The following is a 17,379-nucleotide window of genomic DNA, read 5'->3' as shown; positions in this document are numbered from 1 at the left end:
GGAGACAAGTACTAAGCTCCTCTTGATGAGGAGCATTTTTATTTTTTAGCAAAAGGAGTTTGTATGACCAAGTATATCTTTGTCACTGGTGGTGTAGTAAGTTCAATTGGTAAGGGGATTGTGGCGGCCAGCCTAGGGCGCCTCTTGAAAAATCGTGGGCTGAAAGTGACCATTCAAAAATTTGACCCTTACATCAATATTGATCCAGGAACCATGAGTCCCTACCAACATGGTGAGGTTTATGTGACTGACGATGGTGCCGAGACAGACTTGGACCTTGGCCATTATGAACGCTTTATTGACATTAACCTCAACCAATATTCTAACGTGACAACGGGCAAGATTTACAGTGAAGTCTTGCGGAAGGAACGTCGAGGGGAGTATTTGGGGGCAACGGTTCAGGTCATTCCCCATATCACGGATGCCTTGAAAGAAAAAATCAAACGAGCAGCAGTGACGACGGATTCAGATGTGGTCATTACTGAGGTCGGTGGGACAGTTGGCGATATTGAAAGTCTACCTTTCTTGGAAGCTCTGCGTCAAATGAAGGCTGATGTCGGTTCGGATAATGTCATGTATATCCATACAACCCTCTTACCATACTTGAAAGCAGCTGGTGAAATGAAAACCAAGCCGACCCAGCACTCGGTTAAGGAGTTGCGTGGTTTAGGGATTCAGCCAAACATGTTGGTGATTCGTACGGAAGAGGCCGTTGACCAAGGGGTTAAAAATAAATTGGCCCAGTTTTGTGATGTGCAACCGGAAGCTGTAATTGAATCTCGTGATGTGGAGCATATCTATCAAGTACCTTTGAACTTGCAGGCCCAAGGCATGGATCAAATTGTCTGTGACCATTTGAAACTAGATGTGCCAGCGGCTGATATGACCGAATGGTCAGCCATGGTGGACAAGGTGCTTAACCTTAAAAAGACCGTTAAAATTGCCTTGGTTGGTAAATATGTGGAATTGCCAGATGCCTACTTGTCAGTGGTTGAGGCTTTGAAACATTCAGGTTATGTCAATGATGTGGCCCTTGATTTGAATTGGGTCAATGCTAATGATTTGACGGCAGAAAATGTAGCCGATCATCTAGCAGGAGCAGACGGCATTATCGTTCCTGGTGGTTTTGGCCAACGTGGGACAGAAGGTAAGATTCAGGCGATTCGCTATGCCCGTGAACATGATGTGCCCATGTTAGGTGTCTGTCTAGGCATGCAGTTAACCTGTGTGGAATTTGCCCGCCATGTTCTTGGTTTGGAAGGGGCTAATTCAGCTGAGTTGGACCCAGAAACACCTTTTCCAATCATTGACATCATGCGTGACCAAATCGATATCGAAGATATGGGGGGCACCTTACGTTTGGGTCTGTATCCATGTAAACTCAAGCCTGGTAGCCGAGCGGCAGCAGCTTATGGCAACCAAGAAGTGGTTCAACGCCGCCACCGCCATCGTTATGAAGTCAATACCAAATTCCGTGCCCAATTTGAAGAGGCTGGTTTGGTCTTTTCAGGGGTATCACCAGATAATCGCCTGATGGAAATTGTAGAGTTGCCAGAGAAAAAATTCTTTGTCGCAGCCCAATACCATCCAGAATTATCTAGTCGCCCTAACCGTTCAGAAGAACTCTATACCGCCTTTGTGACAGCTGCGGTTGACAATAGTCGTTAAGTAAAAAAACCTTAGACTACTTGGTCTAAGGTTTTGTTTTTTAATAGCTTAAGACAAAATAATTTTTCTTGCCGCGGCGGATAACGGTCAGCTCCTGGTCAATTTTATCGGCGTCAGAAAGGGTATAGGTTAGGTCTTGTTGGCGTTCGCCATTAAGATAGATGGCACCGTTTTGGACGTCTTCACGGGCCTGCCGTTTGGACGGTGAAATACCAGCTTTTACCAGTAATTCAACTAGGTTGAGATCGTCATCAGGGCTTACTTGATAATTTTTGACATGGTTGAGGCCCTGTTTGAGTTCGCTAGCTGATAGGTTCTTGATGTTGCCTGCAAAGAGTTGTTCAGTGATTTTGAGGGCTTGCTCATAGGCTTCTTGGCCATGAACCAAGGTCACCACTTCTTTGGCCAAGACTTTTTGAGCTAGGCGTTCATGAGGAGCAGCCTGGAAAGCTGTCTCGATTTCAGCTATTTCAGCTAAAGGCAAGAAGGTGAAGATTTTCAAAAAGCGGATGGCATCATCGTCCATGACATTGAGCCAGAATTGGTACATTTGATAAGGAGAGGTTTTGTCAGCATTGAGCCAAATGGCATTGCCTTCTGATTTACCAAATTTCTTGCCAGTGGCATCAGTGATGAGGGGAACGGTGATAACGTGGCCAGTTTTGCCTGCCTTACGACGGAGCAATTCAGTTCCAGCAGTCATGTTGCCCCATTGGTCACTGCCACCGATTTGGAGGGTGACCCCATGGCGACGATTGAGCTCGTAAAAATCATAGCCTTGCATGATTTGGTAGGCAAATTCGGTATAGGAAATGCCTGTTTCAATCCGTTTTTTGACGGATTCCTTGCTCATCATGTAGTTGACCGTAAAGTATTTACCGACATCACGCAGGAAATCAATAAAGCTGATGTTTTCAAACCAATCATAGTTGTTTGTCATGACGGCAGGATTATCCTTGCTCTCGAAATCGAGAAACTGAGCCATCTGGAGACGGATTTTAGCCACCCAGTCTTGGACAGTTTCCTTGGTTTGGAGGCTGCGTTCGTCGTCCTTGAAGGATGGGTCACCAATCAGACCGGTTGCTCCGCCGACCAAGGGATAGGGTTTATGACCTGCTAACTGTAAATGGCGGCAGACCAAAAGAGGAACCAGATGGCCCAAATGCAGGCTATCGGCAGTCGGGTCACAACCCAAGTAAAAGCCGACCTGTTCTTCTGTTAGAGCCTTAATCAGGGCTTCTTCATCGGTTGTCTGAAAAATCAGACCTCGCTCTTTTAACTCTTCAAAAATAGTCATTGACATGCTCCAATCATAAAATCTGTTACCTTATTATATCAAAAATGGGTCAATTTGCCACCATGCAACTTTTACTGAAATTTGATATAATGATAGACGAGGTATATTATGTTATTGAGACGGAAAAATAAAAAACAGTTAACAGATCACCAACCCTTAACCATTTTTGATTTTGGGACGGTTTTATTACGTACACTCAAATTGTTGTCGGAATTTGCTTATATTTTAGTCATTTTATTCGGCATGTTGGGCCTGGGAGCCGCCTTCGGTTATTTGATTAGTCAAGTGGACTCTGTCAAAGTGCCGAGCAAGGAAAGTTTGGTTAGTCAGGTGAGTTCCTTGAGTGCAGTTTCTGACATGACTTATTCTAATGGGGAATTGATTTCGACCATCGATAGTGACTTGCTCAGAACACCAGTTCCAAGCGATGCAATTTCTGAGAACATCAAAAAAGCTATTGTGGCGACAGAGGACGAGAATTTTTCTGAGCATAAGGGAGTGGTGCCTAAGGCGGTTTTTCGAGCAACCTTGGCTTCCTTGGTGGGCTTAGGAGAAACCAGTGGTGGCTCAACCTTGACCCAGCAACTGCTCAAGCAGCAGGTGCTAGGAGATGATCCAACCTTTAAGCGGAAATCCAAGGAGATTGTTTATGCCTTGGCCTTAGAGCGCTATATTGATAAAGATAGCATTTTGACAAACTATTTAAATATTTCTCCTTTTGGTCGTAATAATAAGGGACAAAATATTGCAGGGGTTGAAGAAGCAGCTCAGGGAATTTTTGGTGTATCAGCGAGAGACTTGACCATTCCTCAGGCAGCCTATTTAGCAGGCCTGCCCCAGAGCCCGATTGTCTACTCGCCTTATACCTCAGAGGGGCAACTAAAGTCGCCAGAAGACATGGCCTATGGCCTAACACGAGCAAAAAATGTCCTCTACAACATGTACCGAACAGGTGTTCTGTCAAAGGAAGATTATGAGAGTTACCTGACCTATGATGTCAGTCAGGATTTTAAACAACCAGAGGCAGCCTCGTCAACTCAGCATGATTACCTGTATTACACGGTGATGGCAGAAGCTCAAGACTTGATGTATGACTATTTGATTAAACGCGACGGTGTTTCCGAGAAAGATTTAAAAAATGACGAGACGAAATTAGCTTATCAGACTAAGGCGCAGCAGGAATTGCGTTTGGGTGGTTATCGCATTACAACGACCATCAACCAAAATGTTCATCTAGCGATGCAAAATGCAGCGGCCCAGTATGGTGGCTTGTTGGATGATGGGACCGGTCAGGTGCAGATGGGAAATGTCCTCATGGACAACACAACAGGTGGAGTCCTAGGTTTTATCGGGGGGCGTGATTATGCAATTAATCAAAATAACCATGCCTTTGACACCAAAAGGTCACCGGGATCTAGTACCAAGCCAATCTTGCCTTATGGCATTGCGATTGATCAGGGGTTGATGGGAAGTGCTAGCATGTTATCTAATTACCCAACCACCTTCTCGAGTGGTCAAAAAATCATGCATGGCGACGAAGAAGGGACAACGATGATTAATCTCCAAGATGCTCTCAACACTTCTTGGAATATCCCTGCCTTTTGGACTTATCAACTCCTTAGGGACCGTGGCGTAGACGTTGAAAATTATATGACAAAATTAGGTTATGACATCGCTGATTACAATATCGAAAGTTTGCCTTTAGGCGGTGGGATTGAGGTCTCTGTGGCCCAACAAACCAATACCTATCAGATGTTAGCCAACGGTGGAGCTTACCTTAAAAAACATGTCATTGATAAAATTACCTCAGAAGAAGGGGAAGTTATCTATCAGTATGATGCAAAACCGGCCCAAGTCTTTTCACAGGCAACGGCGAGTATTGTGCAGGAACTCTTGCGAGGTCCCTTATCATCAGGTATTACGACAACCTTTAAGAGTCGTCTGCAGGCCATTAATCCAGGGTTAGCAAACAACGTGGATTGGATTGGGAAGACAGGGACAACCAACAACTATTCGGATGTTTGGTTGATGTTGTCAACTCCTAAGGTTTCCTTGGGGAACTGGGCAGGGCATGATGACAATAGCTCTCTTCAATCTTTGACTGGTTATAATAACCATGCCAACTACGTCGCTAACTTGGTCAATGCCATTAGTCAGGCAGAGCCATCTCTGTTTGATGATACGAAATTCACTTTGGACAATAGTGTTATTAAGGCCAATGTCCTAAGGTCAACCGGTTTGAAACCAGGAACAGTACAGGTCAATGGGCGCGCGATTACTGTGAATGGAGCAACTACGACCAGTTACTGGGCTCAGGGGGGGCCAAGTGCTATGACGTATCGTTTTGCGATTGGTGGTACTGACAGTGACTATCAAAAGGCCTGGGCAAGTTTGATGAATGGAAATTAGACTTGTCAAACTAAAGCAGATGTGATATAATAGGAGAAATTATTTGTCGTCTGTTTTGGTTGAAATCTTGTCCAACCAGGACTTACAGCAGTTAAATCACACGTTATCGGTCAGATTTAGCTGCTCTTTTTGTGCCTATTTTTAGTATTTTTTAGGAATGTTACCCATTCTTAAAGAATCTAAAAATTTCGACAAATAGCAAGCGACAGCTTGTTTTAAATTTTAATGTTAACAAAAACTTGGTTAGGCAGTTCGTCTGACCCACCTATTTCAATTAAAAGGAGCTCAATTTTGGCAGGACATGACGTTCAATACGGGAAACATCGTACCCGTCGTAGCTTTTCAAGAATCAAGGAAGTCCTTGATTTACCAAACCTCATTGAAATTCAAACTGACTCATTTAAAGATTTTTTGGATAGCGGTTTGAAAGAAGTTTTTGAGGACGTACTCCCAATTACCAACTTTACTGATACTATGGAGTTGGAATTTGTTGGCTATGAGTTCAAGGAACCTAAATATACCCTGGAAGAAGCTCGTTCTCACGATGCCCACTATTCAGCACCAATTTTTGTCACCTTCCGTTTGGTTAATAAGGAAACTGGTGAAATCAAGACCCAAGAAGTTTTCTTTGGTGATTTCCCACTGATGACCGAAATGGGAACCTTTGTTATCAACGGTGCTGAGCGCATTATCGTGTCTCAGTTGGTTCGTTCACCAGGTGTTTACTTTAATGACAAGGTTGATAAGAACGGTAAGGTTGGCTATGGCTCAACGGTTATTCCGAATCGTGGTGCATGGCTAGAATTGGAAACAGATGCTAAAGACATTGCTTACACCCGTATTGACCGGACCCGTAAGATTCCATTTACAACACTGGTGCGTGCCCTTGGTTTTTCAGGTGATGACGAAATCTTAGATATTTTTGGTGATAGTGATCTGGTTCGTAACACCATTGAAAAAGATATCCATAAAAATCCAAGTGATTCTCGGACGGATGAAGCCCTCAAAGAAATCTATGAGCGCTTACGTCCAGGTGAGCCTAAGACAGCTGAAAGTTCACGTAGTCTTTTGATTGCCCGCTTCTTTGATGCCCGTCGCTATGATTTGGCAGGAGTTGGTCGCTACAAGATTAACAAGAAATTAAATGTCAAAACCCGTTTGTTAAACCAGACGATTGCTGAAAATTTGGTTGATGCTGAAACTGGTGAAATCTTGGTTGAAGCAGGGACAGTCATGACACGTGCGGTTATCGATCGCATTGCAGAACACTTGGATGGTGATTTGAATAAATTTGTTTACACACCAAATGATTTCGCTGTTTTGACGGAGCCAGTTGTTTTGCAAAAATTCAAGATTGTAGCACCAACCGATCCAGACCGTGTGGTGACGATTGTTGGCAATGCCAATCCAGGTGATAAGGTCCGTGCCCTTACCCCAGCTGATATTTTGGCAGAGATGAGTTACTTCCTCAACTTGGCTGAAGGTTTAGGTAAGGTGGACGATATTGACCACTTGGGTAACCGTCGCATTCGTGCCGTAGGTGAGTTGTTGGCCAACCAATTCCGTGTTGGTTTGGCGCGTATGGAGCGAAATGTCCGTGAACGAATGTCAGTTCAGGATAACGAAGCCCTGACACCACAACAAATCATCAACATTCGCCCAGTAACGGCAGCCGTTAAAGAATTCTTCGGTTCATCTCAATTGTCACAGTTCATGGACCAACACAACCCGCTATCAGAGCTATCTCACAAACGCCGTCTATCAGCCTTGGGACCTGGTGGTTTGACCCGTGACCGTGCGGGCTATGAAGTGCGTGACGTGCATTATACCCACTATGGTCGCATGTGTCCAATCGAGACGCCAGAGGGGCCAAACATCGGTTTGATTAACAACTTATCTTCTTATGGTCATTTGAACAAGTATGGGTTCATTCAAACCCCTTATCGCAAGGTTGATCGTGAAACAGGTGTGGTGACCAATGAAATTGTCTGGTTGACAGCTGATGAAGAAGATGAATTTACCGTGGCTCAGGCTAATTCTAAGCTAAATGAAGACGGTACTTTTGCAGAAGAGATTGTCATGGGTCGCCATCAAGGTAATAACCAAGAATTCCCAGCTTCAATCGTTGATTATGTTGACGTTTCGCCAAAACAAGTAGTTGCGGTAGCGACAGCATGTATTCCGTTCTTGGAAAATGACGACTCCAACCGTGCCCTGATGGGAGCCAACATGCAACGTCAGGCGGTACCATTGATTGATCCACATGCCCCTTATGTGGGAACAGGTATGGAATACCAGGCTGCCCATGACTCAGGAGCGGCAGTTATTGCCCAGCATGATGGTCGTGTCACTTATTCAGATGCCGATAAGGTGGAAGTCCGCCGTGAAGACGGTAGCCTAGACATTTACCACATCACTAAATTCCGCCGTTCAAACTCAGGAACTGCTTACAACCAACGGACCTTGGTTAAGGTTGGTGATGTCGTTGAAAAAGGTGACTTTATCGCTGACGGACCATCTATGGAAAATGGTGAAATGGCCCTTGGTCAAAACCCAATCGTTGCCTACATGACCTGGGAAGGTTATAACTTTGAGGACGCGGTTATCATGAGTGAGCGTTTGGTCAAAGAAGATGTTTACACCTCTGTTCACTTGGAAGAATACGAAAGCGAAACCCGTGACACCAAGTTAGGCCCTGAAGAAATTACCCGTGAAATTCCAAACGTGGGTGAAGATGCCCTCCGTGATTTGGACGAAATGGGGATTATCCGTATCGGTGCGGAAGTCAAGGAAGGTGACATTCTAGTTGGTAAGGTGACACCAAAAGGTGAGAAAGACCTCTCGGCTGAAGAACGTCTCCTACATGCCATCTTTGGTGACAAATCTCGTGAAGTTCGTGATACTTCTCTGCGTGTGCCACATGGTGGTGATGGTATTGTCCGTGATGTGAAAATCTTTACCCGTGCCAATGGCGATGAATTGCAATCAGGTGTTAACATGCTGGTGCGTGTTTACATCGCTCAAAAACGTAAAATCAAGGTTGGGGACAAGATGGCCGGACGCCATGGAAATAAGGGTGTCGTGTCACGTATCGTCCCAGTTGAGGACATGCCATACCTTCCTGATGGAACACCTGTTGATATCATGTTGAACCCACTTGGGGTGCCATCACGGATGAACATTGGTCAGGTTATGGAACTTCACCTTGGTATGGCTGCCCGTAATTTGGGTATCCACATTGCGACACCAGTCTTTGATGGAGCAACTTCAGAAGACCTTTGGTCAACGGTTAAGGAAGCAGGCATGGACAGTGATGCCAAGACCATTCTGTATGATGGTCGGACAGGAGAACCATTTGAAAATCGTGTGTCTGTCGGTGTCATGTACATGATCAAACTTCACCACATGGTTGATGACAAGCTCCATGCTCGTTCAACAGGACCATACTCATTGGTAACGCAACAACCACTCGGTGGTAAGGCACAATTTGGTGGCCAACGTTTCGGTGAGATGGAGGTTTGGGCTTTGGAGGCTTACGGTGCTTCAAACGTCCTACAAGAAATCTTGACCTACAAATCAGATGATGTGACAGGTCGTCTTAAAGCTTATGAGGCCATTACCAAAGGGAAACCAATTCCAAAACCAGGTGTGCCAGAATCCTTCCGTGTCCTTGTCAAAGAACTGCAATCGCTTGGTCTTGACATGCGTGTTCTTGACGAAGATAATCTAGAAGTTGAACTGCGTGACCTTGACGAAGGCGAAGATGACGATGTCATGCACGTTGAAGAGCTGGAAAAAGCTCGTGAGCGTCAAGCCCGTGAACTAGCAGAAGCAGTAAAACAAGAAGAAAATGACTAATAGACAAGCCCGTCTTGTTTAGCTAGAATCAAGTAGGGAAGGATTTCCCTGCTTGGTGTTTAATTGAAGTAAGAAAGGTAAAACTAGTGGTTGATGTAAATCGTTTTAAAAGTATGCAAATCACCTTAGCTTCACCGAATAAGGTCCGTTCGTGGTCTTATGGCGAAGTTAAAAAACCTGAAACCATTAACTATCGGACCCTAAAACCAGAACGTGAAGGACTTTTTGATGAGGTTATCTTTGGTCCAACCAAGGATTGGGAATGTTCTTGTGGTAAGTACAAGCGCATTCGCTACAAGGGAATTGTCTGTGACCGTTGTGGGGTAGAAGTCACTCGCGCCAAAGTTCGTCGTGAACGCATGGGGCATATTGAGTTGAAGGCGCCGGTTTCCCATATCTGGTATTTCAAAGGAATTCCGTCTCGTATGGGCTTGACCCTTGACATGAGTCCTCGTGCCTTGGAAGAGGTCATCTACTTTGCAGCCTATGTGGTCATTGACCCTATGGAAACCCCGCTTGAACCTAAATCACTCCTTACCGAGCGTGAATACCGTGAAAAGTTGATGGAATACGGTCATGGCTCTTTTGTGGCTAAAATGGGGGCTGAAGCCATTCAAGACCTCTTGAAACGAGTTGATTTGGAAGCTGAAATTGCTGTCTTAAAGGAAGAATTACGAACAGCATCTGGTCAAAAACGGATTAAGGCCATTCGTCGTTTGGATGTTTTGGACGCCTTCTACAAGTCCGGCAACAAGCCAGAATGGATGATTCTCAATATCCTGCCCGTTCTTCCACCAGACCTACGTCCTATGGTGCAGTTGGACGGTGGTCGTTTTGCAGCTAGTGACTTGAATGACCTTTACCGTCGTGTCATTAACCGTAATAATCGTTTGGCTCGTCTTTTGGAATTAAATGCTCCAGGGATTATCGTCCAAAATGAAAAACGGATGTTGCAAGAGGCAGTTGATGCCCTTATTGATAATGGTCGTCGTGGTCGTCCAATCACTGGCCCAGGTAGCCGTCCACTCAAGTCATTGAGCCACATGCTCAAAGGTAAGCAGGGTCGTTTCCGTCAAAACTTGCTTGGTAAACGGGTTGACTTCTCAGGTCGTTCGGTTATCGCTGTCGGTCCAACCCTCAAAATGTACCAATGTGGTGTGCCACGTGAGATGGCGATTGAGCTTTTCAAACCATTTGTCATGCGAGAAATTGTCGCTCGTGAATATGCAGGTAACGTTAAGGCAGCTAAACGCATGGTCGAGCGTGGCGATGAGCGAATCTGGGATATTCTTGAAGAAGTGATTAAGGAACATCCAGTACTGCTTAACCGGGCGCCTACCTTGCACAGATTGGGTATCCAGGCCTTTGAGCCGGTCTTGATTGATGGTCGTGCCCTTCGCTTGCACCCCTTGGTGTGTGAGGCCTACAATGCCGACTTTGACGGTGACCAAATGGCCATCCACGTCCCTCTATCGGAAGAAGCTCAGGCTGAAGCCCGTCTTTTGATGCTGGCAGCAGAGCATATCCTTAACCCCAAAGATGGAAAACCTGTCGTTACCCCATCTCAGGACATGGTTTTGGGGAACTATTACCTAACCATGGAAGACGCTGGTCGTGAGGGTGAAGGCATGGTCTTTAAAGACCGTGATGAAGCGGTTATGGCTTATCGTAATGGTTATGTTCATCTACACAGTCGTGTGGGAATTGCGGTTGATAGTATGCCAAATAAACCGTGGACCGATGACCAACGCCATAAAATCATGATTACCACGGTTGGTAAAATTCTCTTCAACGATATTATTCCTGATGAATTGCCATATCTGCAAGAGCCAACCAATGCCAACTTGACCGATAAAACGCCAGATAAATATTTCTTGGCCCCAGGAGCAGACATTAAATCAGTTATTGCCGAGCTTGACCTTAACCTGCCATTCAAGAAGAAAAATCTCGGAAATATCATCGCGGAAACCTTTAAACGCTTGCGGACAACAGAAACCTCAGCCTTCCTTGACCGCTTGAAAGACTTGGGCTACTATCATTCAACCCTTGCTGGTTTGACCGTGGGAATTGCAGATATTCCGGTTATTGATAATAAGCAAGAAATCATTGAAGTTGCCCACCATAAGGTTGAAGTGATTAATGATTCTTTCCGTAAGGGGATGATGACGGATGATGAACGTTACTTAGCAGTCACCTCTACTTGGCGTGAAGCCAAAGAAGAACTTGAGAAACGTCTGGTTGAAACACAAGATCCGAAAAACCCAATCGTTATGATGATGGATTCTGGTGCCCGTGGTAACATTTCCAACTTCTCGCAGCTGGCGGGGATGCGTGGTCTGATGGCAGCGCCAAATGGTCGTATCATGGAATTGCCAATCCTGTCTAACTTCCGTGAGGGACTTTCTGTCTTGGAAATGTTCTTCTCGACCCACGGAGCTCGTAAGGGGATGACCGATACCGCCCTTAAGACTGCGGATTCAGGTTACTTGACCCGTCGTTTGGTTGACGTGGCCCAAGATGTGATTATCCGTGAGGATGATTGTGGTACAGATCGCGGGTTGACCATTACAGCAATTACTGATGGTAAGGAAGTTACTGAGACCTTAGAAGAGCGTCTACAAGGTCGTTACACTAAGAAAACAGTTAAGCATCCAGAAACGGGTCAAGAGCTGATTGGTGCAGATGAATTGATTACGGAAGACATGGCGGCTAAAATTGTTAATGCCGGTGTGGAGCAAGTCACCATTCGTTCAGTCTTTACATGTAACACCCGCCATGGTGTCTGCCGTCATTGTTATGGTATCAACCTGGCAACTGGTGATGCCGTTGAGGTTGGTGAAGCTGTTGGAACAATCGCGGCCCAATCCATCGGTGAGCCAGGTACCCAGTTGACCATGCGTACCTTCCATACCGGAGGGGTGGCCTCAAATACTGATATTACCCAAGGTTTACCGCGTATTCAAGAAATCTTTGAAGCCCGTAATCCAAAAGGTGAGGCTGTCATTACCGAAGTTAAGGGTGAAGTTGTTGACATTGAAGAAGATGCCTCAACACGAACCAAGAAAGTCTATGTTAAGGGTGACACAGGCATGGGTGAATATGTGGTACCATTTACTGCCCGTATGAAGGTTGAAGTTGGTGACCATGTCCACCGAGGAGCTGCCCTAACAGAAGGTTCAATTCAGCCTAAACGCCTACTTGAGGTTAGAGATACCTTATCTGTAGAAACCTATCTTTTGGCAGAAGTGCAGAAAGTTTACCGTAGCCAAGGGGTAGAAATCGGAGACAAGCATATCGAGGTGATGGTTCGTCAAATGCTCCGCAAGGTTCGAATCATGGATCCAGGTGATACCGATCTACTTCCAGGTACTTTGATGGATATTTCAGACTTTACAGATGCTAATAAAGATATTGTTATTTCTGGTGGTATTCCAGCAACCAGCCGTCCAGTTTTGATGGGAATTACCAAGGCTTCGCTTGAAACCAACTCATTCTTATCAGCAGCTTCCTTCCAAGAAACGACTCGCGTCTTGACTGATGCCGCTATCCGTGGTAAAAAAGATCATCTCCTTGGGCTTAAAGAAAATGTTATCATCGGTAAGATTATCCCAGCTGGTACTGGTATGGCACGTTACCGGAATATTGAGCCTAAAGCAGTCAATGAAAGAGTCCTCGTTCTAGAAGACCTTGAAGCTTCGGAATCGGCAGAAGAAGTTGTCACAAATTAATTTATTTGTTGTATCAAACAAACGTTTTTTCAGTTGACCGGAATAAGAATCGTCAAAACCTTTTGTGTTTTGGCGATTTTTGTTTTTAAGAGAGATGTTGTTCGGTAAAGATTAATAAAAATGACTGAAAGACAATACAAAAGAAAATAACATTAATAAATTAAGCTAAAAACATCTAGAAGTAAGCAAAATATTTTGCATATTCTAGTTGTTGTTATATAATAAAGGCAAAACTTAAAGGAGGGGAGATATGTATCAAGTTGTAAAGCTTTATGGCAATGTAGAACCTTGGTGGTTTTTAGATGGCTGGAAAGATGATATTATTATGACAAAAGAATTTGATGACTACTACTCAGCGCTTAAGTTTTATACGGAAGAATGGATGAAATTATTCCAAAGTAAACAACGATTTAAAAGCAAGGGTAGGGGGATGTCAACATTCTGGGACAAACAGGACTATCTTTGGTGTGAGGAATGTGCGGACTATTTACAACAATACCATTCCTTAGCAATTTTGTTAGATTGGCAAGCCTTACCCAAGTCTGGCTAAACGCTTGAGCGGGTTTTATCATTGAAAGAAAAAGGATGAGTTTACAATTCATCCTTTTTCTTTTGCGAATAAATAGATAAGGAGGTAGTGATGATACAGGAATTAGGACAAGATATTATTCAAACAGGTGTGACAATTGGCGCTCAGGACATTTACCTGGTTCCTCGTGGGGAATATTACGGTCTTTATTTTCGAGTAGGGGATGAACGAAAACTAATCGAAACGTATACTAAGGAAGAGACCCAAGCCTTAATCAGTCATTTTAAATTTGTTGCTGGCATGAATGTTGGTGAAAAACGTCGGACGCAGTTAGGTTCTTGTGACTATGACTATGGAGAGGGGAAAAAAGCCTCCTTACGTTTATCAACCGTGGGTGATTATAGAGGCTACGAAAGTTTGGTGATCCGTCTCTTGTTTGATGGTTATCGACAATTAACCTATCATTTTGAGGGATTGGCAGATCTACTCCCCAAAATTAAAGAGAGGGGTCTCTATTTGTTTTCCGGTCCAGTAGGATCAGGCAAGACGACCTTGATGTATCAATTAGTTGCCGAAAAATTTTCCGAGCAACAAATTATTACCATTGAAGACCCTGTGGAAATCAAGCAGGAGCAGATGCTACAACTACAATTGAATGAAAGTATCGGTTTAACCTATGATAATTTAATAAAATTATCCTTGCGTCATCGACCAGATGTTCTAATCATTGGTGAAATTCGTGATAGTCAGACGGCAAGGGCAGTGGTCAGGGCTAGTTTAACAGGAGCTATTGTCTTTTCAACGGTTCATGCCAAGAGTATTCCTGGTGTTTATGGTCGTCTGATTGAACTTGGTGTATCTCGTCAGGAACTGGCCAACAGTCTGAGAGGTATTGTCTATCAACGGTTAATTGGTGGAGGAGGTGTTTTAGATATTGCGACAGAGGAATTTGAAAATCATCAAAGCCGGGACTGGAACCGGAAAATCCAGAAGCTTTATGAAGCGGGCTATATTAGTCGGGAGCAAGCAAGCATCGAAAAGATTGGCGGTGAAACACCAACGTAAGGTTATTCAATTATTCAATAATTTGTTAGGGAGTGGTTTTAATTTAACCGAAATTGTCGATTTTCTAGACCGTAGTCAACTGATTGGGTCTTCTTATACGGAGACCATGCGACAGGAATTGATGGCGGGTGGTAATTTAGCTACTATTATGGGACGATTAGGTTTTTCTGATAGTGTTGTGACCCAGCTGGCCTTGGCAAATGAACATGGGGATTTGGGGATTAGCATGGGGAAAATTGAAGTCTATCTCACCAAGCTACTCTTGGTTAGAAAAAAATTATTGGAGGTGGCGACTTATCCGCTAATCTTATTGACATTTCTAACCCTAATTATGATTGGTTTAAAAAGCTATCTTCTTCCTCAACTGGAGAACGGTCAAGAAAACATTGCGGCTCAGTTAATTGCGAGTTTTCCTTTGATTTTTTTAGTTAGCCTGGTAGGTGCTGGTCTTTTAGCTATTCTTATTTATGCCTATAGCAAACGGTTGACTAGGATTAGACTGGCAGAACTGGTTAGTCGTCTCCCTTTTGTTGGCTATTTTCTTCGTTTATATCTGACAGCCTATTATGCTAGAGAGTGGGGGAATTTAATTGGTCAAGGAATTGAGTTGGTCCAACTGGTTAATATCATGCAGGCCCAACAATCCAAACTGTTTCAGGAAATTGGACGAGAATTGGAAGCGTCCCTACTCTTAGGGGAAGAATTTCACCATAAAGTTTTATCCTACCCCTTCTTTTTAAATGAATTGGCGCTGATGATTGAATATGGCCAAGTCAAGTCTAAGTTAGGGCGGGAATTAACCCTTTATGCGGAGGAGGTTTGGGAGAGATTTTTTAACAAGCTGGCGCAGGCTACACAATTTATTCAGCCGCTTGTCTTTATTATGGTTGCTTTAGTGGTTGTGATGATTTATGCAGCGATGCTATTGCCAATGTATCAAAATATGGAGGTTAATTTCTAATGAAAAAAGTATTAAAACGTCTCAAAAAAATGACTGTTAAAGGATTCACACTTTTAGAAATGCTTGTGGTCTTAATTATTATTAGTGTGCTGCTCCTACTTTTTGTGCCAAATCTGAGTCAACAAAAAGATAAGATTCGAGACACAGGGGCAGCAGCAATTGTTAAGGTAGTGGATAGTCAGGCGGAACTTTATGAATTAAATGGTACAGATAAGGCGAGTCTGACTAATTTGGTTGCAAATGGTAATATTACGCAAAAACAGGCGGATTCCTACAATGAATATTATAGTAAAAATAGTCAAGAAGGTCGTAAAGTACCAAATTAGAGCATTCTCTTTGCTAGAGAGTCTATGGGTTTTACTGATTGTCAGTTTTTTGATTATTAGTTTCTCTGGGTCTGTAAGGACTACCTTTGATAGGGTTGAAGAGGGGATTTTCTTTCTCTCTTTTGAACAATTGTACCGACAAACACAACGGTTATCAATTAGTCGTCAGGAGGAGATGGTTTTATCCATTACTGAACATAAGATTAGTAATCAGGAGGAGACACTCCCCATTCCAGCAGGGATTCGTCCTGAAAAGGATTATCTGATAAGAATAAGTCGTTCAGGTGGCAATTCTTCGCTTAGTCGGGTCGTTTTTAAAACAGCTCAGAAGAGTGTCCGTTATCAATTATACATAGGGAGTGGTAAGTATAAAAAATCAGAAATTGGAGGCCTATATTCTCCTTGAAAGCTTAGTAGCCTTTGGCATGTTGATTACCATTATTGCGATTATTCTCCATCAAATTTCCAGTCAGAGACAATTGACCAATGAGGTCTTACACCGACAGGAGGTCTTGAATGTAGCCCAAATGGCAGTTCAAATACAGGAAGATGAACTGAGCTTGAATGGTGTCAGGGTCAGAGTAGAAAGGAGAAAGGATGCAATTGTTGTTTTCAGCGATGGCCAGGAAATTGTTCGAGTATCGGAAAATTAAGGTAAAAGCTTTCACCCTGTTAGAATGTTTAGTCGCTTTACTGGTTATTGGAACTAGCCTATCCCTTTACCAATTATTGACTAAAGTAATGGTCGGTCACCTTAGTCAACTAACAAGGAATGACCAAAGTGACTGGCTACTCTTTAGCCAACAACTCCGTCATGAATTATCAGGAACGACGTTACACAAAGTTGAAAATAATAAGCTCTATGTAACCTCTGGTCAACAGAGTTTAGCCTTTGGTAAATCGCGGGCAGATGATTTTCGGAAAACTAATGCTAACGGTCAGGGGTATCAGCCCATGCTATATCATCTTAAGATAACAGAGATAGATGAAAAAAGTGGGAGAGTGACCATCAAATTAACCTTTGACCGAGGCTTGAAGAGGACTTTTATCTATGATTTTAAACATTAAAGTAAAAGCGGGCATTATGCTTTATGCCTTGCTTTTGTCATCGTTATTTCTACTCTTGCTACAATTTTATACTAATCAGGTCATTAGTTATCAGAAGCAGAACCAAGCCTTGTTGACGAGTAGCCGAGCTTACTTGATGGCAGAATACGTTAGGGGAAAAGAGGAGAAACAAGGAGAAGTGAATTTTACTCAAGGACAGGTCAGGTATCAAAGAGAAAATAACCAGCTAATAGTAACTGTATTGCTCGATAACCGAGAGTATCATTATAATTTTCGAGAGGAATTCTCTAGTAGTATGGATTAGCAAGTTAATTTCCTTGACACGGTCATAAGCGAGGGGAAGAATAAAAAAACTCAAAAAAAGTGTAAAAAGTTATTGACAAGTGGAAGTAGGTTTGATAGAATATAATAGTTGTCGCTTGAGAGAGCGGATAGGACCATTGAGAACTGAATAAGACGAACCAAGTGCG

13 protein-coding genes are annotated in these 17,379 nt (G+C 43.5%); 12 read left to right on the top strand and 1 reads right to left on the bottom strand.

Annotated elements, in window-relative coordinates; all coding sequences use genetic code 11:
- Positions 1-63 precede the first annotated feature (63 nt).
- Positions 64-1,668, top strand: coding sequence for a CTP synthase (locus FRX57_RS05490; RefSeq protein WP_146567502.1), 1,605 nt, complete (start codon positions 64-66; stop codon positions 1,666-1,668).
- 40 nt (positions 1,669-1,708) lie between these two features.
- Here FRX57_RS05490 and tyrS read toward each other — a convergent pair whose 3' ends face one another.
- On the bottom strand, positions 1,709-2,965 hold the full coding sequence (gene tyrS, locus FRX57_RS05485) for a tyrosine--tRNA ligase (RefSeq protein ID WP_146567501.1): 1,257 nt from the start codon (positions 2,963-2,965) through the stop codon (positions 1,709-1,711).
- A gap of 108 nt (positions 2,966-3,073) precedes the next feature.
- Between tyrS and pbp1b the strand changes: the two genes are divergently transcribed.
- The 11 genes from pbp1b to comGG all read left to right on the top strand — a co-directional run bounded on the left by pbp1b (position 3,074) and on the right by comGG (position 17,213).
- Positions 3,074-5,374: a penicillin-binding protein PBP1B gene (gene pbp1b / locus FRX57_RS05480; protein ID WP_146567498.1), complete on the top strand. Its 2,301-nt coding sequence runs from the start codon at positions 3,074-3,076 to the stop codon at positions 5,372-5,374.
- Positions 5,375-5,665: 291 nt separating this feature from the next.
- Positions 5,666-9,232 (top strand): DNA-directed RNA polymerase subunit beta, encoded by a 3,567-nt coding sequence (rpoB, locus tag FRX57_RS05475; RefSeq protein WP_146567496.1) that lies wholly within the window; start codon positions 5,666-5,668, stop codon positions 9,230-9,232.
- An 86-nt stretch (positions 9,233-9,318) separates the two neighbouring features.
- Positions 9,319-12,960: a DNA-directed RNA polymerase subunit beta' gene (gene rpoC / locus FRX57_RS05470; protein WP_146567494.1), complete on the top strand. Its 3,642-nt coding sequence runs from the start codon at positions 9,319-9,321 to the stop codon at positions 12,958-12,960.
- Positions 12,961-13,210: 250 nt separating this feature from the next.
- Entirely contained in the window at positions 13,211-13,510 is a 300-nt protein-coding gene (locus FRX57_RS05465) for a DUF1033 family protein (RefSeq protein WP_146567492.1), read from the top strand.
- A gap of 90 nt (positions 13,511-13,600) precedes the next feature.
- Positions 13,601-14,554, top strand: a complete 954-nt coding sequence (gene comGA / locus FRX57_RS05460; RefSeq protein ID WP_146567490.1) for a competence type IV pilus ATPase ComGA — start codon at positions 13,601-13,603, stop codon at positions 14,552-14,554.
- Complete coding sequence (gene comGB / locus FRX57_RS05455) at positions 14,538-15,515, top strand: competence type IV pilus assembly protein ComGB (protein ID WP_281287370.1); 978 nt, start codon at positions 14,538-14,540, stop codon at positions 15,513-15,515. The genes comGA and comGB overlap by 17 nt, the downstream gene beginning before the upstream one ends.
- Complete coding sequence (comGC, locus tag FRX57_RS05450) at positions 15,515-15,841, top strand: competence type IV pilus major pilin ComGC (RefSeq protein WP_146567486.1); 327 nt, start codon at positions 15,515-15,517, stop codon at positions 15,839-15,841. Before comGB ends, comGC begins: the two co-directional genes overlap by 1 nt.
- On the top strand, positions 15,756-16,247 hold the full coding sequence (gene comGD, locus FRX57_RS07810) for a competence type IV pilus minor pilin ComGD (RefSeq protein ID WP_342782203.1): 492 nt from the start codon (positions 15,756-15,758) through the stop codon (positions 16,245-16,247). The genes comGC and comGD overlap by 86 nt, the downstream gene beginning before the upstream one ends.
- 19 nt (positions 16,248-16,266) lie before the next feature.
- On the top strand, positions 16,267-16,494 hold the full coding sequence (gene comGE / locus FRX57_RS05440; RefSeq protein ID WP_246100956.1) for a competence type IV pilus minor pilin ComGE: 228 nt from the start codon (positions 16,267-16,269) through the stop codon (positions 16,492-16,494).
- On the top strand, positions 16,439-16,909 hold the full coding sequence (comGF, locus tag FRX57_RS05435; RefSeq protein ID WP_246100954.1) for a competence type IV pilus minor pilin ComGF: 471 nt from the start codon (positions 16,439-16,441) through the stop codon (positions 16,907-16,909). The genes comGE and comGF overlap by 56 nt, the downstream gene beginning before the upstream one ends.
- Positions 16,893-17,213 (top strand): competence type IV pilus minor pilin ComGG, encoded by a 321-nt coding sequence (comGG, locus tag FRX57_RS05430; protein ID WP_146567479.1) that lies wholly within the window; start codon positions 16,893-16,895, stop codon positions 17,211-17,213. The genes comGF and comGG overlap by 17 nt, the downstream gene beginning before the upstream one ends.
- Positions 17,214-17,379 lie beyond the last annotated feature (166 nt).

It is taken from the genome of Streptococcus cuniculipharyngis (genome assembly GCF_007859195.1).
In the GTDB taxonomy this organism is placed as follows: domain Bacteria; phylum Bacillota; class Bacilli; order Lactobacillales; family Streptococcaceae; genus Streptococcus; species Streptococcus cuniculipharyngis.
The sequence above is the reverse complement of the archived record's forward strand: the minus strand, read 5'-3'. Positions and strand labels throughout refer to the sequence as shown.

Coding starts and splice junctions, on each gene's coding strand:
- comGC (WP_146567486.1), top strand. CDS start 15,515: ATGAAAAAAGTATTAAAACGTCTCAAAAAAATGACTGTTAAAGGATTC.
- FRX57_RS05490 (WP_146567502.1), top strand. CDS start 64: ATGACCAAGTATATCTTTGTCACTGGTGGTGTAGTAAGTTCAATTGGT.
- FRX57_RS05465 (WP_146567492.1), top strand. CDS start 13,211: ATGTATCAAGTTGTAAAGCTTTATGGCAATGTAGAACCTTGGTGGTTT.
- tyrS (WP_146567501.1), bottom strand. CDS start 2,965: ATGACTATTTTTGAAGAGTTAAAAGAGCGAGGTCTGATTTTTCAGACA.
- comGG (WP_146567479.1), top strand. CDS start 16,893: ATGATTTTAAACATTAAAGTAAAAGCGGGCATTATGCTTTATGCCTTG.
- comGE (WP_246100956.1), top strand. CDS start 16,267: ATGTTGATTACCATTATTGCGATTATTCTCCATCAAATTTCCAGTCAG.
- comGF (WP_246100954.1), top strand. CDS start 16,439: ATGCAATTGTTGTTTTCAGCGATGGCCAGGAAATTGTTCGAGTATCGG.
- pbp1b (WP_146567498.1), top strand. CDS start 3,074: ATGTTATTGAGACGGAAAAATAAAAAACAGTTAACAGATCACCAACCC.
- comGD (WP_342782203.1), top strand. CDS start 15,756: ATGGTAATATTACGCAAAAACAGGCGGATTCCTACAATGAATATTATA.
- comGA (WP_146567490.1), top strand. CDS start 13,601: ATGATACAGGAATTAGGACAAGATATTATTCAAACAGGTGTGACAATT.